This is a genomic window from Micromonospora sp. NPDC048935 (assembly GCF_043197875.1).
Taxonomy (GTDB): Bacteria; Actinomycetota; Actinomycetes; order Mycobacteriales; family Micromonosporaceae; genus Micromonospora.
The window spans coordinates 115,119-135,892 of sequence record NZ_JBICTZ010000007.1 but is presented as its reverse complement, the minus strand read 5'-3'; the positions used below and the strand labels follow the sequence as shown (position 1 = coordinate 135,892).

Below are 20,774 nucleotides of genomic sequence, written 5' to 3'. Positions count from 1 at the left end.
AGGGTCAGGGCCTGCCGCAGCACCAGCCACCCGGCGAGCGTGGCGATGGCCGGGCCGAGACTCATCAGCACCGCGAACGTGGCGGTCGGCATCCGCCGCAGCGCGAGCAGTTCCAGGGTGTACGGCAGCCCGGAGGCGAGCACCGCGAGGCCGGTGCCGAGCGCCAGCACCGGCGGGTCGAGCAGCACCGCGCCGCCGTCGACGATGCCCAGCGGCAGGGTGACGAGCGCGGCGACGGTCAGCGCCAGGGCCAGCCCGTCCGCACCGGGGAACCGTCCGCCGACCCGGGCGCTCAACACGATGTACGCGGCCCACATGGCGCCCGCACCGAACGCGAACGCCACCCCGACCGGGTTCAGCCGGTCGAAGCCGCCCTGCCCGAGCAGAGCCACCCCGGCCAGGGCCAGCCCGGCCCAGCCCCAGCTGGCCAGTCGTCGGGCGCTGACCACCGACAGCGCCAACGGCCCGAGCACCTCCAGCGTCACCGTGGGGCCGAGCGGGATGCGTTCGATCGCCTGGTAGAACAGCGAGTTCATGCCGGCCAACGCCAGCCCGAACGCGCCCGCCGCGAGCCAGGCCGACCGGTCGTGGCCGCGCAGTCGGGGCCGGCACACGATGAGCAGCAGCACCGCCGCGATGGTCAGCCGCAGGGTCACCGCGCCGGCCACCCCGGTCCGCGGGAACAGCAGCGCGGCCATCGCGGAGCCGAACTGCACCGACAGTGCCCCGCCGAGCACCAGCCCCACGGCGACGACGCCGCCGTGCCGGGCCGGTGCGGTGGCGGCCGGCGTTGGCATGGGCAGCGGCGTCTCGGTCACGCGCACGACGGTAGGCGGTCCGCTCCGGTCGCCCTACGGCGGCGTCGACCTGCCGATGTCGCCCGTCGACGGCGGCCACCGGTGAACGGCGGCCAGGATCGGTGAACGGCCGCCATGATCGACACGGCTTCACTGATGTCGCGGCATCCCGTCGCGTCGGACACACCGATTTCAGGAAAACCGAGTGGATCACGTTTCAGGGAAACCGCGTGGATGACGGGGTAACCACCGGTCAGGCGGGTAGGGCCAGGTCCAGGACCGCGCCCAGCCCGTTCACCCGGCCCGGCTCGGCGGCCGGGAGCACCAGCACCGAGCAGCCGGCGGCCACCGCGCCCGCGTCGGACGGGGTGTCACCGACCATCAGCGTCTGCTCCGGGTCGACGCCGAGCATCCCGCAGGCCCGCCAGAAGATCGCCGGGTCGGGTTTGCAGCGTCCCACCTCGTACGACAGGGCGAACGCGGAGACCAGGTCGGTCAGCCCCCAGGTGTCGAAGTGCGGTCGGAGGTCGAAGCCGATGTTGCTGACCACCGCCACCGGCACCCCGGCGTCCCGCAGCGCGGTCAGCGTGGGCGCGGTGTCCGGGTACGGCAGCCAGCCCTCGGCGGTCAGCAGCCGCTCGTAGAGCGCGTCGGCGAAGCCCTCGATGCCCGCGTCGACGGTCTCGGCCAGCCCGACGTAAGCGCCTCGGTGGGCGTGTTGGTAGAGATCCCGGTCGGCCCACAGCTCGGCCAGCCGGGGCGGCACCCGGGCCGGCAGGGGACCGCCCGCGCGGCCGGCGGTGAGCAGCCGGTCGGCCAGCGAGGTGGCGCGAACCCGGTCCAGGGTGACCCCGCACGCGGCGGCGGCCTCGGTGACCCACTGCCGGGGCTCCTCCACCTGGGCCAGCGTGCCGTGGAAGTCGAAGAGGACCGCCTTGACGGGCCGTCGGGACGCCCGGGGGGCGGCGGCCTCGGCGCTGCCCGGCGGACGGGTCTGGGGCGGTTCGGCATGGTCCGGCACGCCGTGCACCCTACCGATCGCCCCCGATAGCCCAAGCGGACGGCCTTGTCGGGTGTCCCGTGCCGGCACGCACTAATCTTGGTGCCATGTCGAGCCCCGCCGAGCGGTACGCAGCGGCGCGCCGCCGGGCCGCACAGGCCGCAGAGTTTCCGGCGCTGGACGAGTTCGCCCTTGACCTGGGGTTCGACCTCGACGACTTCCAGCGCGAGGCGTGTCAGTCGTTGGAGCGGGGCAGCGGCGTGCTGGTCTGCGCCCCCACCGGCGCCGGTAAGACCGTGGTCGGCGAGTTCGCCGTACACCTGGCGCTGCGCGGGCGGCCCGACGACCCGGCGGCGGCCGACGACGCCGCGCCGCCGGCCCGGCGCAAGTGTTTCTACACCACGCCGATCAAGGCGTTGTCCAACCAGAAGTACCACGACCTGGTTGCCCGGTACGGCGTCGACCAGGTCGGCCTGCTGACCGGTGACAACGCGATAAACGGTGACGCGCCGGTGGTGGTGATGACCACCGAGGTGCTGCGCAACATGCTCTACGCGGGCTCCAGCACCCTCCAGGGCCTCGCGTACGTGGTGATGGACGAGGTGCACTACCTGGCCGACCGGTTCCGCGGCGGGGTGTGGGAAGAGGTGATCATCCACCTGCCGGCCTCGGTCACCCTGGTCTCGTTGTCGGCGACCGTGTCGAACGCCGAGGAGTTCGCCGACTGGCTGGTCACCGTGCGCGGTGAGACCGCCGTGGTGGTCAGCGAGCACCGGCCGGTGCCGCTGTGGCAGCACATGCTCGTCGGCAAGCGGATGTTCGACCTGTTCCACGACGCCGACGCGGCCCGCAAGCACGACGTGCACCCGGAGTTGCTGCGCTACACCCGGGAGACGGCGCGGCGGCTGGAGTTGGGTGAGGGACGCAGCGCGGGCCCGGGCGCCGGCCGGCGTGGCCCGCGCTGGCGTGGCCCGATGCGCCCGGACATCGTCGACCGCCTGGACCGGGAGGGTCTGCTCCCGGCGATCCTGTTCATCTTCAGCCGGGCCGGCTGCGCCGCCGCGGTGCAGCAGTGTCTCGCCGCCGGTCTGCGGCTCACCTCGGCCGACGAGCGGGCCGAGATCCGCCGGGTGGTCGAGTCGCGGGTGACCGCCATTCCGGGCGAGGACCTGTCGGTGCTCGGTTACTGGGAGTGGCTCGACGGCCTGGAGCGTGGCCTGGCCGCCCACCACGCCGGCATGCTGCCGGTGTTCAAGGAGATCGTCGAGGAGTTGTTCGTCCGTGGCCTGGTCAAGGCGGTCTTCGCCACCGAGACCCTGGCGCTGGGCATCAACATGCCGGCCCGCTGCGTGGTGCTGGAACGGCTGGTCAAGTACAACGGCGAGGCGCACGTCGACCTGACCCCGGGGGAGTACACCCAGCTCACCGGTCGGGCCGGCCGCCGGGGCATCGACGTGGAGGGGCACGCCGTCGTGGTGTGGTCCCCGGAGACCGACCCACGGCACGTGGCCGGGCTGGCGTCCACCCGCACCTACCCGCTGCGCTCCAGCTTCCGACCGTCGTACAACATGGCGGTGAACCTGGTCGGCACGGTCGGCGCGGAGCCGGCGCGGGCTCTGCTGGAGTCGTCGTTCGCCCAGTTCCAGGCCGACCGGTCGGTGGTCGGCCTGGCCCGGCAGGTGCAGCGCAACACCGAGACCATCGACGCGTACGGTGCGGAGGCCGCCTGCCACCACGGCGACTTCGACGAGTACTTCGCGCTGCGGGTGGCGATCGCCGACCGGGAGAAGGCGATCGCCCGGCAGGGGCAGACCCAGCGCAAGGCCGCCGCGGTGGCGTCGCTGGAGCGGCTGCGGGTCGGCGACGTGATCCGGGTGCCGTCGGGCCGGCGGGCCGGGCTGGCCGTCGTCCTGGACCCGGCGACCGGCGGGTTCGGTGAGCCTCGGCCGATGGTGTTGACCCAGGATCGTTGGGCCGGCCGGGTCAGCCTCGGCGACTTCACCACACCCGCCGAGGTGTTGGCCCGGATCCGGGTGCCCAAGCACTTCAACCACCGTTCCCCGGCCGCCCGCCGGGATCTCGCCGCCGAGGTCAGCGGCACCGGTCTGGACCGGCACGGCGGCCGACGGGGTGGCCGTTCCCGGCAGGCGACAGGCGAGGACCACCGGCTCACCCAGCTCCGCACGGAGCTGCGCAACCACCCCTGCCACGCCTGCCCGGAGCGTGACGACCACGCCCGCTGGGCGGAGCGGCGTCGGCGGCTGGAGCGCGACACCGAGGAGCTGCGCGAGCGGGTCTCCGGGCGCACCGGGTCCCTCGCGCGGACCTTCGACCGGATCGTGGCGTTGCTGACCGACCGCGGTTACCTGGGCCGCGACGGCGCGGTCACCGACGCCGGTCGGATGCTCGGTCGGATCTGGACCGAGGCGGACCTGCTGGTCGCCGAGTGTCTGCGCCGGGGGGTGTGGAACGGGCTGTCGCCGTCCGAGTTGGCCGCCGCGGTGTCCGTGGTGGTCTTCGAGGCGCGCCGCGACGTCGACGAGCGGGCGTCGTTGCCGCGTGGGCCGGTGGCCGACGCGGTGGAGGAGACGCTGAAGCTGTGGGGGGAGATCGAGGCCGACGAGGCGGCACGCGGGCTGACCGCGACCCGGGAACCGGATCTGGGTTTCGCCTGGCCCGTCTACCGGTGGGCGCGGGGCGAGGCGCTGGCCAAGGTGCTCGGCAGCGGTCACGAGATCGACGGTGAGATGCCCGCCGGTGACTTCGTCCGGTGGGCGCGGCAGGTGGTCGACCTGCTGGGTCAGCTCGCCGACTCCGGCGGTGCCTCGCCGGAGCTGCGGTCCACCGCCCGCCAGGCCATCGCGGCCGTCAACCGGGGTGTGCTGGCCTACCACACCTCCGCCTGATCGTCACATTCAGTCACGATCGCCGACGAATCGACGCTTCGGACAGTCACCGCAACAGCACCCCCCGAATAGCCTGGGGGGTGCTGTTGCGCCTGATCACACCACCCCTGATCATTGCCGAGCGTCGTTGTTGACGCGCCGGTAACGATCGGGGAGAAGACCGCTGTGGCGGACATCAATCACTTTGAGTACGGGTGGATCACGCCCGCGTTGAGTTACGCGTTGTCCGTGCTCGGTTCGGTCCTCGGGCTGGTGTGCGCCGGGCGTATCCGCACCGCGCACACCGCCCGCCAGCGGGCCTGGTGGGGTCTGCTGGCGGCCTGGGCGCTGGGCGGCACCGCCATCTGGGCGATGCACTTCATGGCCATGTTGGGCTTCGCCGTCGAGGGCACCCGGATCCGTTACGACGTGCCGCTCACCGCGGCGAGCACGGCCATCGCCGTGGTGGCGGTCGGCATCGGCCTGGCCATCGTGGGCACCGGCCGGCTGAATCCGGTACGACTTGTCGCCGGTGGCGTCTTCACCGGTGCCGGGGTGGCCTCCATGCACTACACCGGGATGGCGGCGATGCGTCTCAACGGCAGCCTCGGCTACGACAGCACGCGGGTCGTGCTCTCGGTGGTCATCGCTGTCGTGGCGTCCACCGTCGCGCTGTGGCTGGCGATGACCGTCCGCCGAGGGTTGGCGATCTTCGCCTCCGCGCTGGTCATGGGCGTCGCCGTGAACGGGATGCACTTCACCGGCATGAGCGCCCTGTCGGTGCACCGGCACGAACGCGTGGGCGGGGTGACCGGTGCCCAGGTGAGCACGCTGCTGGTGCCGATCATGGTGGCGGTGATCTTCGGCGTGGTCGGTCTGCTCTACGCCCTGCTCGCCGCTCCGACCGACGACGACCGGGCCGCCGCCGCGTACCTCGATGGGCGACGGGTCCCGGAGCCGGCCCCCGCGACGCCCGACGTCGCCCCGGACCCGGTCGGGTTGCGTGCCCGCTCCACCCTCGGTCAGCCGGGCACCCCGTTCCCGTCCCGCCGGGACACCCCACCGCGCTGAGCGGCGAACGGGCGGCGCGGGGTCAGGTCGGCCGGCGGCCGGGCCGACTGCCGTCGACGCGGAGGGTGGCCAGCAGCCCCGGGTGGTCGGTCGTCCCACGCATCACCACGGACCTGCGACAACAGAGCCCGATGTCGGTCGTCGCCACGAGGTGTTGCCGCGCGCCGTCGTCGATCCGTTGGTGACCCGGCGGCGTGCAGGAGCGCACGTCCGGGTCGCCGCCGTCGTGGAGGTTGAGGTCGCCGCCGAGCAGGACCGGCGCGTTCCCGGTACGCCGGCGGACGCTCGGCAGGATCGTGTCGAGCAGGTGGCGGCACTGGGTGATGCGACACCGTCACCGGTGTTCGCGAGATGCGTGGTGCAGGCGAGCAGGACCCCGTCGACGTCGACGCAGAGCCAGGCGCGTTCCTCGGGGTCCGCGAGGTCCTGCGTCGGGTGGATTCCGCGGTACACGGCGGGCGGGGTGTCGGTGGTCCGCATCCGTGTCAGCAGTCCCAGGCCGTACGGTTGGCCGTTGCGGCACCGGGTGTCACCTCCGCTGGGGCGGTCCCCGGCGGCCTGGAACGCGGACACGACCCTCCGGCCGGTGTGGGCCGTCGCGAACACCCGCTCCAGGGTGGCGACGTCGTCCCGGCAGATCTCGTTCAGGGTGACCAGGTCGGGTGCCTCGGCGCTGATCACCTCGGCGGCCCGGTGCACCGATCGGCCGGTGAAACAGCCGGCGCGACCGCTGTTGCAGAGGTTCATCTGCAACACTCGCAGGATCGTGGGCCCGGTGCTGTCGGCCGAGCTGGTCACCGGCGGCCCGGCGGGTAGTGCGGCGGCGGCGATCAGGCAGCCGACGGCCAGGGCGCGACGCAGGGGGCGGTGCGAACGGCGGTCGGCCACGCGGGCTCCGGGTGCAGAGGGCGACAGTCTTCGCCGAGGTGCCCGTGATCCTACTGACGACCGGCCCCCGCCGGGGCGGCCGAGGGGGCACCCGCGGTGCGCGTACCCCCTCGGGTCGCTCAGCGGGCGTGGACCGCGACGACCGTGTACGGCGTGGTCGGCGTCGGAGGCGTGGTGAAGCGGCCGTTGGGTAGGTAGAGCCGGCCCAGCGCCTCGGCGACGGTGGTGGGCACGTCGAAGCTCGGGTCGGTGATGGTGCCGGTGACCGTGCCCCCGGTGCCGGTGTGGTTCAGTGTGGCCACCGCGATCTGGTTGAGGCTGTTCTGTACGACGTAGAGGGTGCGACCGCGCCGCAGCAGCCCGTCGCCGTTGGTGAAGGTGTAGCCGGGCACGTCCACGACGGTGGTCGCGCCGGTCGCCGGGTCGACCCGGTACAACGTCCCGGTGTTGGACTGCACGACGATCAGCGCACTGCCGTCCGGTGTGGTGGTGATGCCGTTGAGGTTCACGCCGGTGCCGACCTGCGCGTACGCGCCGGTCAGCGCGATGGTGGTGAACCCGTCGGCGGGCGGCAGCGCCCCACCGCGACCGAGCGGCAACCGGTAGAGCACGGGCCGGTTCGAGTCGGTGAAGTACGCGGCGTCGGGGGTCAGGACGACGTCGTTGACGAACGTGGGGGTGGTGGCGAACTGGTAGCTCGCCAGCACCCTGCCGGTGCGGGTGTCGAGCACGCGGGCGTCACCGGCGGTGCCCCCGGCGACGAAGAGCCGGCCGCGTGGGTCGATCTTGAGGCCGAGCGACGGGGTGCCGGTGGCCGCGCCGATCGTCGTACCCTGGCCGGTGACCAGGTCGAGGCGCTGGATCGCGCCGGTGGCGCGGGAGCCGACGTAGGCGTACCGGCCGGCGGTGGCGATGCCCTCGGGTGGGAACCCGTCGGGCAGGGCGAGGACGGTGGGCAGCCGTTGCGCGGGGTGCGCCTGCGCGGGCGCGACGGCGACGGAGGTCAGCAGGGCGGCGGTCAGGGCACCGCCGAGCGCGGCCCGGAGGGGTCGGTTCACTGTGCTCCTTTCGGACGGAGCGCGGCACGAGCCGACAGATCCGCCACGATCAATGGGGCCAGGACCCTGCCCACTGTACGACCGCTGCCCACCGCCCGCCCGGCGTCGCCGACGCGGTCCTCGGGCGACCGCGCCGGCGACGCCGGCGAGCTGGGCGGATCGTCAGGCGTTGCGGACCAGCCGCCAGCGGTTGTCCGCGCTGCCGTTGTCGGAATCCTGTACCGCCTGGGCGCCCAGGGCGGTCGAGGCGTTCAGGATGCCGAGCAGCTTGTTGCTGTTGACGTTGCGGATCTTGTAGGTGCCGTCGCCGTTGTCCACGAGGATCCACCGGTGGTCGGCGGTGCCGTTGTCCGCCCACTGCAGGACCCGGGCGTTGTCGGCGGTGGACATGTTCTCCACACCCAGCACCTTGTTGCTGTGGGCGTTGCGGAACCGGACCGCGTTGCCGTCGGTCACGACCACCCAGTTGTGGTCGGCGGTTCCGTTGTCGCTCCACTGCACGGCCAGGCCACCGTCGGCGGTGGACATGTTCTGCACACCGAGGACCAGCCCGGTGCCGACGTTGACCAGCCGGTAGCTGCCGGTGGGGCCGCCGCCGCTGCCGCTGGTGTTCCAGTAGACCGTGTAGTTGTAGCCGTGGGCGTCGTAGAAGGGCGCGAGGTTGACAGTGGACCCGTTGGCGGTGGCGGTGAACGCGAGCGAGCTGGTGCTGGTCCGGGTGATCGAGGAGACGGTCAGGGTGGGCAGGGTGCTCAGCGCCGTGTTGCCGTAGTTGCCGGCCAGCACCGTGGGGCCGTACGTGACCGCGCCGACGTTGGCGTTGTCGTTGGCGGCCTTGACGGCGATCTGCATCGGCAGCCGCACGGTGATGGTGTCGCCCGCGGCCCAGGTGCGCGTGACTGTGGCGTAGCTGCCCGGGGTGGTGGTGACGTTCTCCATCGTGCCGTTGACGGCGATCGTCGCACCGCTGGTCCAGGACGGGATCCGCACCCGGATGCTCCACGAGCCGCTCATCGAGCCGCCCAGGGTCAGGGTGGTGGTGTCACTGACCGGGAAGCTGGTGGTCTGGGTGACGGTGATGCCGCGCTGCGTCCAGTCCAGCACCGACGGCGTGAACAGGTTCACGCTCAGCGTGGTGCCGTTGTAGAAGTAGATGGAGTCCATCAACCTCGTGTTGATCTCCAGGCCGGTGCCCTGGCAGCACCAGAACGAGTTGTAGTCGGTGCTCCAGGTGCCGCCACCCCACGCCGGGCCCACGCCCCGACGGCCACCCGGCCGCAGCGGGGTGAAGTAGGTGATGTGGCCGCGGCTGTCGGCCGAGTTCTGTCCGCCGATCAGGTGGTTCATCAGCGCGCGCTCGTAGTAGTCGAAGTAGTCCGCCCGGTTCGGGTCGAGCAGCCACAGCTCCCGGGTCAGTTTGAGCATGTTGTACGTGTTGCACTGCTCGCAGGTGTCGTTGGTGAGGTACCCGGCGATCGCGTTGGGCGGCCGGAAGTGCTCCGCCTGGCTGTTGCCGCCGATGACGTAGGTGTGCGCGCCGACGGTGATGTTCCACGCGTTGCTGGCGATGTTGCGGTAACGGGTGGTCCCGGTGGCCTTGAACTCCCGGGCCGCGCCGATCCACTTGGGCACCTGAGTGTTGGCGTGCTTGCCGTTGAGCTGGTCCTGGTTGTTGGCCAGCGGGTCGAATATGCCGGCGTGGTCGAACCGCTGCGCGGTGGCGAGCCACCGGCTGTCGCCGGTCTGCTGGTAGATGTCGGCGAGTACGTCGTTCATGCCCCCGAACTCGGTGCCCAGCATCGACTGCATCTGGTTGTAGCTCAGTCGGCTCGTCCGGTTGTCGACCCAGCCGGCGAGGGACAGCAGCACCGTGCGGGCCTGCGTGTTGCCGATGTAGCGCCAGACGTCGAGCAGGCCGGCGAGGGTCTTGTGGATGCAGTAGTAGGGCACGTTGCCGTTGGACAGCGTCCGTGCCTCGAGCGCGTTGAAGTCGGACTCCGGGAAGCCCGAGAGGTAACCCGCGCCGAACCCGGCGGCACCGTTGTTCGCCTGGCACTTGGCCAGTTCGGCGACCATGTAGTTCGCCTTGTCCCGGCAGGTGGTGTCACCCAGCACCGCGTACGCGTACGCCCAGGCGCTCAGGAAGTGGCCCTGCATGTGGGTCCGGAACGGGAAGTTCGGCGCGTCCCAGCCCCCGTTGGTGGCGGCGCCGTTCGTGGACAGCCGGTGGTTGGCGCGGAAGTTGTAGAGCATCCGGTCGACGTCGACGAACCGCAGGTAGTTGAGCGTCCGCGACTGGTTGTCCATCCAGCGGCCGGAGGTCAGCCGCACCTGGCCGAGGTCGAACGCGTACGCCGAGACGCCGATGTCCGCCCGGGCCGGGGGAACCACGGCGGCCGAGGCGCTGCCGGAGCCGAGGGTGGCGCCGGTGGCGGTGACCACCGCGGTGGCTCCGGTGGCCTGAAGGAGGTGGCGACGGCTGAGGGGCAGGGATGGCATGGGAACCTCCAGGAACTTCGGTACGGGGACGGGTGCGCTATGGGGGTGTTCTGACACGGTGGCGTGCTGGCGGTTGGCGGTGCTCGAACTGCCACGGTGCGCGTCGGTGCTGGCGGTCGTCGGCGCGGCGTGGTGGAGCACGTGCCGCCGTGGACGCGACGGGCTGCCCGGGGGCCTATCGCGGCACATCGATGTGATCGCTAACATAGTTGGTCGTTAACACGCCCGCAACCCCCGGATGCGCCGCGCTGATCACCCTGGCGCGTCGATCGGGTGGCGGCACCCCGTGGCCCCTGGTGGGCGGCGATCGAGAGGTGGTCGGTGGTCCGGAATGGACGTCGATGGGGCTTCTGGCCACCACAAGATAACAGCCCGTAACGGGCAGCCGTTGTCGGCGAGCTGCGGGGCGCCCCGTTGACGTCGGCGGCACGGCTCAGTACGTTGCATCGTAAATCGTGGATGTCGTGGTCGCTACATCCTTGTGGCGTTGTCGTTACGACAGCCATTCCGCATCGCTCAAAAGTCCAGGTCAAGCGCCGGGGAAAGCATTGACGAAGATCTGTTAGCGCTAACACGGATGCCGCCCGTGCTCCTTTCGCACGCGCACGGTGCGGTCCGTTCGACCGGCAATCCGGGTAGCGGTGACTCGTCGACTCGACGCGGGCCTCGCGCACAGCGCACTCTCTCTGGGAGTAATCGTGAAGGTGAGAACCCGAACCACCACCCGGACCACCCGCCGGCCCAGGCGCGCCATCGCCTGGTTGGCGAGCCTCGCCTGCGTCCTCGCACTGGCCCCCGCCACCGCATCGAAGGCGGACAATCCGATAGTCCAGCACGTCTACACCGCTGATCCGGCGCCGTTGGTGCACGACGGTCGGGTGTATCTGTACACCGGGCACGACGAGGACGGTTCGACGTACTTCACCATGCGGGACTGGCGGGTGTTCTCGTCGGCGGACATGGTGAACTGGACCGATCACGGGTCGCCGATGAGTTTGGCGACGTTCGCGTGGGCGGATGCCAACGCGTGGGCCGGTCACGTGGTCGCCCGCAATGGGAAGTTCTACTGGTACGTGCCGGTGCGGCAGCGGTCGAACGGGCAGATGGTCATCGGCGTCGGCGTCGCGGACAGCCCGACCGGGCCGTTCCGTGACGCTCTCGGTCGGCCCCTGGTGGGCAACAACGAGATCGACCCGAACGTGTTCATCGATGATGACGGGCAGGCGTACCTGTACTGGGGTAATCCGGGTCTGTGGTACGTGCGGTTGAACGCGGACATGATCTCGTACTCGGGCAGCGCGACACGGATTCCGTTGACGACCGCGGGTTTCGGCACGCGGACGGGGAACGCCTCCCGGCCCACCCTCTACGAGGAGGGGCCGTGGGTGTTCAAGCGCAACGGGTTGTACTACAACGTGTTCGCGGCGGAGTGTTGTTCGGAATTCATCGCGTACTCGACGGCTCCCGGGCCGACCGGGCCGTGGACGTACCGGGGGACGATCATGCCGCGGCAGGGTGCGAGTTTCACCAATCATGCCGGGGTCGTCGACTTCAACGGTGGATCGTATTTCTTCTACCACAACGGGGCGTTGCCCGGTGGTAGTGGTTACACCAGGTCGGTGGCGGTGGAGAAGTTCTCCTACAACTCCAACGGCACGTTCCCGACGATCACGATGAGCACGACCGGGGCACCGCAGGTGGGCACCCTGAACCCGTACGTGCGCCAGGAGGCCGAGACGATCGCGTGGGGCTCCGGGATCGAGACGGAGGTCGCCAGCGAGGGCGGCATGAACGTCGGGTGGATCGAGAACGGCGACTACGTCAAGGTCAAGGGCGTCGCGTTCGGCGCGGGCGCGACGTCGTTCACCGCCCGGGTCGCCTCGGCCACCAGTGGTGGGCGCGTCGAGGTCCGCCTCGACAGCGCCAGCGGCCCGGTCGTCGGCACCTGCACCGTGGGCGGCACCGGCGGCTGGCAGACCTGGACCAGCACCACCTGCGCGGTCAACGGCGCCACCGGCACCCACGACCTGTACCTGCGCTTCGCCGGCGGCAGCGGCAACCTGTTCAACATCAACTGGTGGCAGTTCGCCGGCACCGGCGGCAGCGGCACCGTGCTCACCAACGGCGACGTGGAGAACGGCACGACAGGCTGGAGTGTGCACGGCAGCGGAACGCTCTCCCGGAACACGTCGGTCGCCCACGGCGGAGGCGGGTCGCTCTCGATCACCGGCCGGACCGGGGCCTGGAACGGCCCCGGCCAGGACGTGACCTCGAAGCTCACCAACGGCAAGACCTACACCACGAACGTCTGGGTACGGGCGCAGAGCGGCACGCCGTCGGCCAAGGCGACCCTCTCGCTGACCGCGAACGGCACGACGAACTACGTCCAGCTCACCCCGGCCGTGGGAGTGAACGTCAACGGCTGGACCCTGCTCACCGGCACGACGACCGTGTCGTGGAGCGGCACGCTGTCCAACGCGACCTTCTACGTCGAGACGGCGGCGGGCACCGACAGCCTCCTCGTCGACGACGCCTCGTTCCAGTGACGCGAGCTGCCGGAGTCGTCCGCGGACGACTCCGGCAGCACTCGCCCCGGCGTGACGACCGCAGCGAGCCGCTTCCCGGCCGGCGGATCGTTACGACTTGACGAACGGCATGTTATCGCTCACAGTCGATGGTTGAGGGCGACCGCACCCGTGGCTCACCGGGCGAGCCTGCTGGTCGCACCTCGGAGCACGACGTCCGCCCAGGGCATGCCGGACGTCGTGTCGGAGCATCCCACCACTGGTGGCCGTGACGGCGACCGGGTTCTCGCTCGCCACGATCCCGTCACTGCGAGCCGACTCCGCGGCCGCACCGGCACTCGGCGTCCGCATCGCCGGTGTCGGTGGCACGACCTCGCGGGAGCAGATCGGGCGCTGCGCCTCCATCACCGAACCACCACAGACAAGGAATTCGCATGAATCACAAGAGAGTCCTGCGATTGGCGGTGACCGTCGCTGCCACCGGCGCACTCGCCGCCGGAATGACGATGACGCTGACCTCCACGGCCAGTGCCGGCACGACCCTGAAGGCGTCGGCGGCCGAGAAGGGCCGCTACTTCGGTGCGGCCGTCGCGGGGCAGAAGCTCTCCGACAACACGTATGTGACCATCCTGAACCGCGAGTTCAACAGTGTCGTGGCCGAGAACGACATGAAGTGGGACGCGACGGAGCCGCAGCAGGGTCGGTTCAACTACACCGGTGGGGACCGGCTGGTCGCGCATGCGCAGGCCAACGGTCAGAGTGTGCGGGGTCACGCGCTGTTGTGGTATCAGCAGCAGCCGGGCTGGGCGCAGAGCATGTCGGGTAGTGCGTTGCGCAGCGCGATGATGAACCACGTCACGCAGGTCGCGACCCACTTCAAGGGCAAGATCTACGCGTGGGACGTGGTGAACGAGGCGTTCGCCGACGGTAACAGTGGTGCGCGGCGTGACTCGAATCTGCAGCGCACGGGCAACGACTGGATCGAGGCGGCGTTCCGGGCGGCGCGGGCGGCGGATCCGGGTGCGAAGTTGTGTTACAACGACTACAACACCGACGGGATCAACGCGAAGTCGACCGGGATCTACAACATGGTGCGGGACTTCAAGTCCCGTGGTGTGCCGATCGACTGTGTGGGTTTCCAGTCGCACCTGGGCACGTCGTTGTCCAGTGACTACCAGGCCAATCTGCAGCGTTTCGCCGATCTCGGCGTGGACGTGCAGATCACCGAGCTGGACGTGATGAGCGGCGGCAACCAGGCGAACGTCTTCGCCGGGGTCACCCGTGCGTGCATGAACGTGTCGCGCTGCACCGGCATCACCACGTGGGGCGTGCGCGACTGTGACTCGTGGCGTGGGTCGGACAATGCCCTGCTCTTCGAGTGCAGCGGCAACAAGAAGGCGGCGTACACGAGCGTTCTGAACGCCCTCAACGCCGGCCCCGCGATCACCCCGTCGCCGACGACCCCGGGCCCGACGACGCCTGGCCCCACCACCCCGCCGCCCACGACGCCCCCGCCCACCACCCCGCCGCCCACGACGCCCCCGCCGGGCCCGGAGGGTTGCACGGCGTCGGTGTCACTGAACTCGTGGACCGGTGGTTTCGTGGCCAGCGTGAAGGTCACCGCCGGTTCGGCCGGCACGAACGGCTGGAACGTCAGCGTCACGCTGCCCGGTGGCGCGAGTGTCACCAACACCTGGAGTGCGACGGCCAGTGGCTCCACCGGCACGGTCCGGTTCGCCAACGTCAACTACAACGGCCAGCTCGCCGCCGGCCAGGTCGCCGAGTTCGGCTTCCAGGGCACCGGCAGCGGGGCTGGCATCACGCCCACCTGCACCGCCTCCTGACCGGGCACGACTGACCGACCCGTCCCCGTCGGCCGGTGTGCGGGACCGTTCCTGGTCCCGCACACCGGCCGTTCGCGGTGCACGGGTCGGTCAGGAGTACGGCAACCGCAGCACCGACTGGTTGCCGATGCCCACGGTGCTGGGGTTGTTGCCGATCGCCGACCAGATCTCCACCCGGACCGTGCCGTTGCGCAACGTGCCCAACGTGCCGGTGGCCGAGGCCAGGCCGGCGCTCTGGGTGTAGTGCTCGTAGCCGGGCACCGGGTCGGTGGCGAAGTAGCGCAGCGTCTCCACCCGGTCCCAACTGCCGTTGCCGGTGAGGTCGTAGGAGATCCGCGCCTGCACGCCGTTGCCGACCGCCGTCCCGGCATCCACGAACACGTCGAACGCGGTCTGCCCGCCGGAGTAGGCGAGGTTGAGGCCGGTCGCCGTGAAGACCTGCGCGTTGGTGGGCGTACCGTCGTGGTTGCCGTTGGCGGCCGCGACTGTCGTCGTGGCCGCGCTGCCGGCGGCGCCCAACCCACCCCCGGGCAACAGGTACCGGGTGGGACCGCCGGTCGTCGGCGGCGGAGTGGTCGTCGGTGGCGCCGTCGTCGGTGGGGCCGTCGTGGGCGGCGTGGTCGTCGGTGGGGCTGTCGTCGGAGGTACGCCGCCGGAGGCGTTGCCCCCACTCCACGTGTACGCCCCGGTGGTCGCCGTCTTCCCGGCTCCCACGGTGAGGGTGGTGCCGTTGGAGAACGTCACGGTGATCGGCGCGGCGGTCGGGTTCGACGCCACGTAGGTGCGCGCGCCGTTGCGCGAGAACACCGCCGACAGCGGGTGGTTGCCCGTCACCGTGGTGTCGACGGTGCCCAGCGCCGCGAGGTTGCGGATCCAGTGGAAGGTGTGTGCCCGGCTCTCGCCCTCCTCCGGGGTGTAGCCGGGGTTCGCGCGGAGGTTCGCCAGCGCCGCGTCGGCGTCGCCGAGGGCCTGGAACTGCCAGAGGATGTCCTGCCACACCGTCGGAGGCCCGCCGTTGTTGCGGACCAGTTCGGCGTAGTTGGTCCGCACGTACGCCGGGTTGTTGCCCAGGTAGAGGTGTCCGCCGGTGATCGGCAGCAGGTTGATGCCCTGGATCATCTCCGGCTCGCCGCTGAACCAGGTGGCGTACGCGCCGCCGTCGCCCCAGACCATGCCGACAGTCGAGTGCCCGAAGGCGGCGGGGAAGTTCTGGTCGCCGACGTCGAACCAGTACTCCTGGATCGCGGCGGCCTGGGTGGTGTAGAGGAACACGCCGGCGTCGCGGACTGCGGTGTCGCCGGTGACCTGCCCCCACTGGATGAGGGCGCTGGCGAAGTTCATCCCCTCCGACGAGGACTCCTGGTTGTTGCCGGAACCGAACGAGCCGTGCCCGGACGCCCAGTCGTGGCCGGCGTAGATGTCGAAGTCCCGCAGGTAGGGAAAGCGGGTGTCGTCCCGGCGGTAGTTGTTCGCGTCGCGGATGAGCAGGTCCACCATGCCGCCGTAGCGGCTGGTGGTGGCCCAGGTCGGGTCGAACTTGGCGAGCGTGGCGGCGGCGGCGATGAAGTAGCCGTAGTGGAAGTGGTGGTCGTTGAGTTCCTGGTCGGAGCCGTACGACGCGGGGTAGCCGATCAGGGTGCCCCAGTTGTTGTCGTAGTAGAAGACCCGGCTGGTCTTGCCGCTGGACGCGGTGAACCAGTCGGTGAGCGTGCTGCGGATGGCGTTCAGCGCGCTGTCGCGGGTGGCGGTGTCGTTGACCAGGTCGGCGATCTCGGCGATGCGGGCGGCCCGGCCGAGCCCCTTGCCGGTCCAGTAGGTGTCGTTGCCGCGCTGGTCCATCGGGTTGGCGCGGGCGGCGGCGAGTTGGCCGGTGAGCGTCGCCAGGTCAGCACCGCTGCCGTCGCCGACGGCCGGCAGTTCCGGCAGGATGCCCTGGAACGTCATGGCGGTGCGGAACTGGTTGACGCCGGTGAGCACCTTCATCCGGCCGCGCGCCGAGGGGTAGGTCGGCGTGATCGCGGTGGACCCGCTCAGCGACTTCCACTGGTGCGGGTAGAGGCTGACCACGGTCTGCGTGGCGGAGCCCTCCCGGGCGGTCGTGGTGAACGCGTACGTGGTGCTCAGGCCGCTTGTCGCCGGGTTGTACGCGTACGAGACCCGGGTGCCGGTCACGTGGGCGTGCGCGTACCGGCCGTAGGTCGCGGCCAGGTCGGCGCGTTCCGTCGCGCTGGACGTCGGCGGCAGCAGGGCCACGGAGAAGTAGCCCCGACCGGCGAGGGTGGACGAGATCCGGCCGCCGGCGACGGTCCAGGTGGCGCCGGTGGGCGCGTACCCGACGTAGTCGTGACCGTTGACCCGGAAGCCGATGGTGGCGCCGCCCGAGGACCACACCTCGGGGGTGCCGGCGGTGCCGATCACCGCGTCCCCGCCGGTGGTCTGGAAGTACGCGAAGGGCAGCCCGTGGCCGATGGTGGCGCGCATGGTGCGGGTGCCGTCACTCCAGTGTGGGCTGACCGTCCAGTCGGTCCAGCCGTCCACCCTGACCTGGGGCGCGGCGAGCCCGGCCACGCCGACCCGGATGTCCTGGACGTAGGGGTAGTGGTACTCGCCGACGCCGGTCGCGGTGCCGCTGATGGCGGGCGTGGAGTTGGCGGAGAAGCCCAGGCCGTCGGTGAAGGTGTCGTACGAGATCGGGTGGGCGTGCAGCGGTTCGCTGAAGGAGCAGTCGGTGCGCTTCCACAGCAAAGAGGACCACCAGTCGTTGGTGGGTATCGGCCCGGCCGGCGCGTTGGCGGTGGCGAACTGGCGGGGGTTGCTGGACATCGCCCCGCAGCCGCTGGGCAGCGGGCCGACCGCGGTGGTGGTGTAGCTGCCGGCGCCCACGGGTGCGGCCTCGGCGGCGCGGGTGACGGGGATCGCGAGACCGCCGACGACCAGGGCCAGTGCGGTGGCCGTGGCCAGGGCCCAGCGGCGGCGGGGGACGGGAGGTTTCATGGTGCCTCCATCGCGCGCCGGGATGCGGCCCTTGCCGGGCCCGACGCGGTGCGTCTGAATTGGGGAGAAGGTCGACTGAGAGAGCGCTCTCACAGGCCACGGTAGTGGAGCACTGAGATCCCCGTCAATGTGTCAAACCCGTTGCGTGCCGATGTCGCTAGGTGCCGGCGCCCGCGTCCGTCGCGACGACCGACGCGGCGTCGTCGAGGTCGCCCAGGAGCGCCTCGGGTGCCCGCATCCGCCACGCGTCGGTCACCAGCTCGCGCAGACGCTCACGGTCCACCGCCGCCAGCCGCAGCAGCACCAGGGGCAGACCGTCGTAGCCGGCGGTGGTGAAGAAGAGGTCGGGCTCGCCGAGCAGCAGCGCCTGCTTCTCGGCCTCGTCACCGACGAACAGCACGGCGATGTCGAGTCGGATCACCCGGGGCTTTCCGGGGACGCGCTCCGGATAGGACCAGACGAAGCCCTTGTCGGCCACCCGGAAGTCGAAGCCGTCACTGGGATTCTCCACCACGTGCGGCAGGGCCAGCGCCACCCGGCGTACGTCATCGGCGTCAGCCACCGAGGCCCCCCGCACCGCGCACGATCAGCATGTGCCGAGATTACGCGGTGGACAGGTCGACGGCGGCGGCACCGAGGATGGCCCGGTTGCCGTTCTCCTGCACGTACCCGACGACAGTGGCGCCGCGCGGATCGAGATCGGGTGGTGCCGCCAGCTCCACGCGTCCCCGCTCGGCGTGCGGATCCACAGACGTGAAGGCGCGGACGACGTTGTCCTGTCGCAGCGTCCGTCCGGCGTTCTCCCCGCGGGCGATCGCACTGTCCAGGCCGCGTTCCACGATCGCCACGTGCAGCACCGCACCCCGCGGTGGCCGCGCGGTCTGGTAGTCCACCGCCACCCGCTGCCCGCTGAGGTCCGGTGCGGTGAGCGTGACCGGCGAGGTGGCGGTCGACGTCAGGGCGGAGGTGATCGCGCCGGCCGCACGCCGACGGTCGGACCCGACGAACTCGACGGTGCCGTTGACGACCATCTGCGGTGTGTACAGGCGTCCGGTGCCGAAGGCGCGGGCGTACGCCTCCTGCCGCGCGGTGTACGCCGCGTCCGCGAAGCGGTCGGGCCAGCCCAGGTCGTCCCAGTAGTCGACGTGGAAGCCGAGGGCGAAGACGGGTTGCCCCCGATCCCGGGCGTCGCGCTCGATCTCGGTCAGCACCTCCTCCGCCGGAGGGCAGCTCGAACAGCCCTGCGAGGTGAACATCTCCACGACGGCGAAGCCGAGGTCCCTCGACGGGTTCGTCATGTGGCGCGTCTCCTCCCACGTCGCGACCGGCGGCTGTGCGTTTCCCGTTGCGGTCCGGAGAATGCGCGCGGCGTCACCTCGCCTCGGCCGCACGGTGGGCGGTGGCGGGGTGGGTGATTGGATGGGTGGGTGCAGATCACCGTGACAGACGCGCCGGAACGGGAGCGTTTCGAGGCGCGCGACGAGGCGGGTGCGCTCGCCGGCTTCGTCACCTACCAGTTGACCGGCGGCATCATCGCCTACACCCACACCGAGGTCGACCCGACGTACGAGGGCAAAGGTGTCGGGTCGACCCTGGCGCGCGCGGTGCTGGACGACGCGCGGGCCAGGAAACGGACAGTCGTGCCGATCTGCCCGTTCATCGCCGACTGGGTCGTCAAGCACCCGGAGTACGAGGCGATCGTGGTCCGGACCACCCGGAAGATCAAGTAAACACCGCCCGACCGCACCCCGGGGAGACAGCCCAGCTCCACTCCCGTGCCCTGCACCGCCACGCCGTGGGTGACCCGCTCGGCCTGCTCGGCCCCCGGGACGCGGCCGGCGACCGGGTGTTCGCCGACGCCGGTCTCCCGGCCCTCAGGTGGCGTCGGCGCGGGCGGCGAGGGCGTCGACCAGGCGGCGGGCGGAGCCGGCCAGGTTCCACCGTTGGGCGAGGTCCAGCAGCCGGTCCGGGTCGACCGGCGCGGTCGGCAGCGCGGTAGCCAGCTCCGGCAGTGGCACGTCCAGCGCGACCCGGACCACCGTCGGCGCGACGGCCAGGTAGTCGCGTGCCGCGGCCAGCTTGGTGCGCAGGCCCGGTGCGAAGGACGAGTCGGAGTCGTCGAGCGCGGCCAGGATCCCGGCGATGCTGCCGTATCGCTCGATGAGCCGGGCGGCGGTCTTCTCGCCGACGCCCGCCACGCCGGGCAGCCCGTCGCTGGGGTCACCGCGCAGCGCGGCGAAGTCGGCGTAGCGGTCGGCCGGCACGCCGTAACGGGCCCGCACCGCGGCGTCGTCGCAGTCGTCGAGCTTGGCCACGCCGCGCCCGACGTAGAGCAGCCGGACGGGCCGGGTGTCGTCGACGAGCTGGAACAGGTCCCGGTCGCCGGAGACCACCTCGACCGGCCCCGGTTGGGTGACCGAGAGCGTGCCGAGCACGTCGTCGGCCTCGTAGCCGGTCGCGCCGACGGCGGTGATGCCGACCGCGGCCAGCACCTCCAGGATCATCGGGACCTGCGGGGAGAGGGTGTCCGGAACGATCTCGCCGCCCTGCGGGGCGACCCGGTGCGCCTTGTACGACGGCAGCAGGTCGACCCGCCACGCCGGCCGCCAGTCGTGGTCCAGTGCGCAGACCATCCGGTCGGCGCCGCGCCCGCGGATGAGGGTGGCGAGCATGTCGAGGAAGCCGCGCACCGCGTTGACCGGGGTGCCGTCCGCGGTGCGCGCGGCGGACTCCGGAATGCCGAAGTAGGCCCGGAAGTAGAGGCTGGCTGCGTCGATCAGCAGGATCGGGGGTCGGTGTGCCACGCCGGACAGCCTGGCACAGGCCCCCGACGATCCGGGGTACGCCCGGCCGTCGGCGGTGTCAGCGCCGCTCGTCGTGCCGGTAGACGGTCGCCCGCCGGGCCAGGTGCTGCACGATGTAACTGGTCACCAGCAGCAGGATCGCGACAAGCACCTCGACCCAGGCCGCGACGCCGTCGGCCACGGTGACACCGATGATCAGCAGGACCAGGCCGACGAGCGCGAGGACCCCGGCCCACAGCTGACGGCGTCGGCGGGTGGCCGTCCGGTTCGCCTCGTTCGTTGCCACGTGATCCTCCCGGCCGGGGGGGCGCCCCCCCCCCCCCCCCGCCCCGCGCATTGCCCCGCCCGCCGCCGACCGGGGAAAAACCCCCCGCGGCGGCAAACGGCGCCCCCCCGGCCCGGGGCCGGG

The 20,774-nt window shown here is 71.2% G+C and carries 15 protein-coding genes and 1 pseudogene; 6 read left to right on the top strand and 10 right to left on the bottom strand.

What is annotated here, in order from left to right; genetic code table 11:
- Window positions 1-17: 17 nt before the first annotated feature.
- A pseudogene (locus ACGFIW_RS20295) lies at window positions 18-317 on the bottom strand (EamA family transporter); the annotation flags it as partial.
- Window positions 318-534: 217 nt separating this feature from the next.
- Between ACGFIW_RS20295 and ACGFIW_RS20290 the strand changes: the two are divergent.
- Complete coding sequence (locus ACGFIW_RS20290) at window positions 535-903, top strand: hypothetical protein (RefSeq protein ID WP_393318552.1); 369 nt, start codon at window positions 535-537, stop codon at window positions 901-903.
- 147 nt (window positions 904-1,050) lie between these two features.
- On the opposite strand, the gene ACGFIW_RS20285 is transcribed toward ACGFIW_RS20290, so the two are convergent.
- Window positions 1,051-1,818 (bottom strand): HAD family hydrolase, encoded by a 768-nt coding sequence (locus ACGFIW_RS20285; RefSeq protein ID WP_393317768.1) that lies wholly within the window; start codon window positions 1,816-1,818, stop codon window positions 1,051-1,053.
- An 86-nt stretch (window positions 1,819-1,904) separates the two neighbouring features.
- Here ACGFIW_RS20285 and ACGFIW_RS20280 point away from each other — a divergent pair, with 86 nt between their 5' ends.
- Window positions 1,905-4,703, top strand: a complete 2,799-nt coding sequence (locus tag ACGFIW_RS20280; protein WP_393317765.1) for a DEAD/DEAH box helicase — start codon at window positions 1,905-1,907, stop codon at window positions 4,701-4,703.
- Window positions 4,704-4,868: 165 nt separating this feature from the next.
- Window positions 4,869-5,753, top strand: coding sequence for an MHYT domain-containing protein (locus tag ACGFIW_RS20275; RefSeq protein WP_393317762.1), 885 nt, complete (start codon window positions 4,869-4,871; stop codon window positions 5,751-5,753).
- A gap of 102 nt (window positions 5,754-5,855) precedes the next feature.
- Here ACGFIW_RS20275 and ACGFIW_RS20270 read toward each other — a convergent pair whose 3' ends face one another.
- From ACGFIW_RS20270 to ACGFIW_RS20260, 3 genes are all read right to left on the bottom strand, one after another.
- Window positions 5,856-6,641 (bottom strand): endonuclease/exonuclease/phosphatase family protein, encoded by a 786-nt coding sequence (locus ACGFIW_RS20270; protein WP_393317760.1) that lies wholly within the window; start codon window positions 6,639-6,641, stop codon window positions 5,856-5,858.
- A gap of 119 nt (window positions 6,642-6,760) precedes the next feature.
- A complete protein-coding gene (locus ACGFIW_RS20265; protein WP_393317757.1) occupies window positions 6,761-7,699 on the bottom strand; it encodes a superoxide dismutase in 939 nt (312 codons plus the stop codon).
- A gap of 162 nt (window positions 7,700-7,861) precedes the next feature.
- The gene (locus tag ACGFIW_RS20260; RefSeq protein WP_393317754.1) at window positions 7,862-10,198 is read right to left on the bottom strand and encodes a beta-L-arabinofuranosidase domain-containing protein; all 2,337 of its coding nucleotides are present in this window, start codon (window positions 10,196-10,198) and stop codon (window positions 7,862-7,864) included.
- A 761-nt stretch (window positions 10,199-10,959) separates the two neighbouring features.
- Between ACGFIW_RS20260 and ACGFIW_RS20255 the strand changes: the two genes are divergently transcribed.
- On the top strand, window positions 10,960-12,744 hold the full coding sequence (locus tag ACGFIW_RS20255; protein ID WP_393318500.1) for a family 43 glycosylhydrolase: 1,785 nt from the start codon (window positions 10,960-10,962) through the stop codon (window positions 12,742-12,744).
- A 413-nt stretch (window positions 12,745-13,157) separates the two neighbouring features.
- Complete coding sequence (locus ACGFIW_RS20250) at window positions 13,158-14,567, top strand: endo-1,4-beta-xylanase (protein ID WP_393317751.1); 1,410 nt, start codon at window positions 13,158-13,160, stop codon at window positions 14,565-14,567.
- Between the two features lie 90 nt (window positions 14,568-14,657).
- On the opposite strand, the gene ACGFIW_RS20245 is transcribed toward ACGFIW_RS20250, so the two are convergent.
- The 3 genes from ACGFIW_RS20245 to ACGFIW_RS20235 all read right to left on the bottom strand — a co-directional run bounded on the left by ACGFIW_RS20245 (window position 14,658) and on the right by ACGFIW_RS20235 (window position 18,859).
- Window positions 14,658-17,561, bottom strand: coding sequence for a glycosyl hydrolase (locus ACGFIW_RS20245; RefSeq protein WP_393317748.1), 2,904 nt, complete (start codon window positions 17,559-17,561; stop codon window positions 14,658-14,660).
- Window positions 17,562-17,718: 157 nt separating this feature from the next.
- Complete coding sequence (locus ACGFIW_RS20240; protein WP_393317745.1) at window positions 17,719-18,123, bottom strand: MmcQ/YjbR family DNA-binding protein; 405 nt, start codon at window positions 18,121-18,123, stop codon at window positions 17,719-17,721.
- A gap of 40 nt (window positions 18,124-18,163) precedes the next feature.
- Complete coding sequence (locus ACGFIW_RS20235) at window positions 18,164-18,859, bottom strand: DUF1223 domain-containing protein (RefSeq protein ID WP_393317743.1); 696 nt, start codon at window positions 18,857-18,859, stop codon at window positions 18,164-18,166.
- 129 nt (window positions 18,860-18,988) lie between these two features.
- On the opposite strand from ACGFIW_RS20235, the gene ACGFIW_RS20230 reads away from it, so the two are divergent.
- A complete protein-coding gene (locus ACGFIW_RS20230) occupies window positions 18,989-19,291 on the top strand; it encodes a GNAT family N-acetyltransferase (protein ID WP_393317740.1) in 303 nt (100 codons plus the stop codon).
- Between the two features lie 144 nt (window positions 19,292-19,435).
- Here ACGFIW_RS20230 and ACGFIW_RS20225 read toward each other — a convergent pair whose 3' ends face one another.
- The gene (locus tag ACGFIW_RS20225; RefSeq protein WP_393317737.1) at window positions 19,436-20,365 is read right to left on the bottom strand and encodes a 5'-3' exonuclease H3TH domain-containing protein; all 930 of its coding nucleotides are present in this window, start codon (window positions 20,363-20,365) and stop codon (window positions 19,436-19,438) included.
- A 58-nt stretch (window positions 20,366-20,423) separates the two neighbouring features.
- On the bottom strand, window positions 20,424-20,651 hold the full coding sequence (locus ACGFIW_RS20220) for a hypothetical protein (protein ID WP_393317734.1): 228 nt from the start codon (window positions 20,649-20,651) through the stop codon (window positions 20,424-20,426).
- Window positions 20,652-20,774 lie beyond the last annotated feature (123 nt).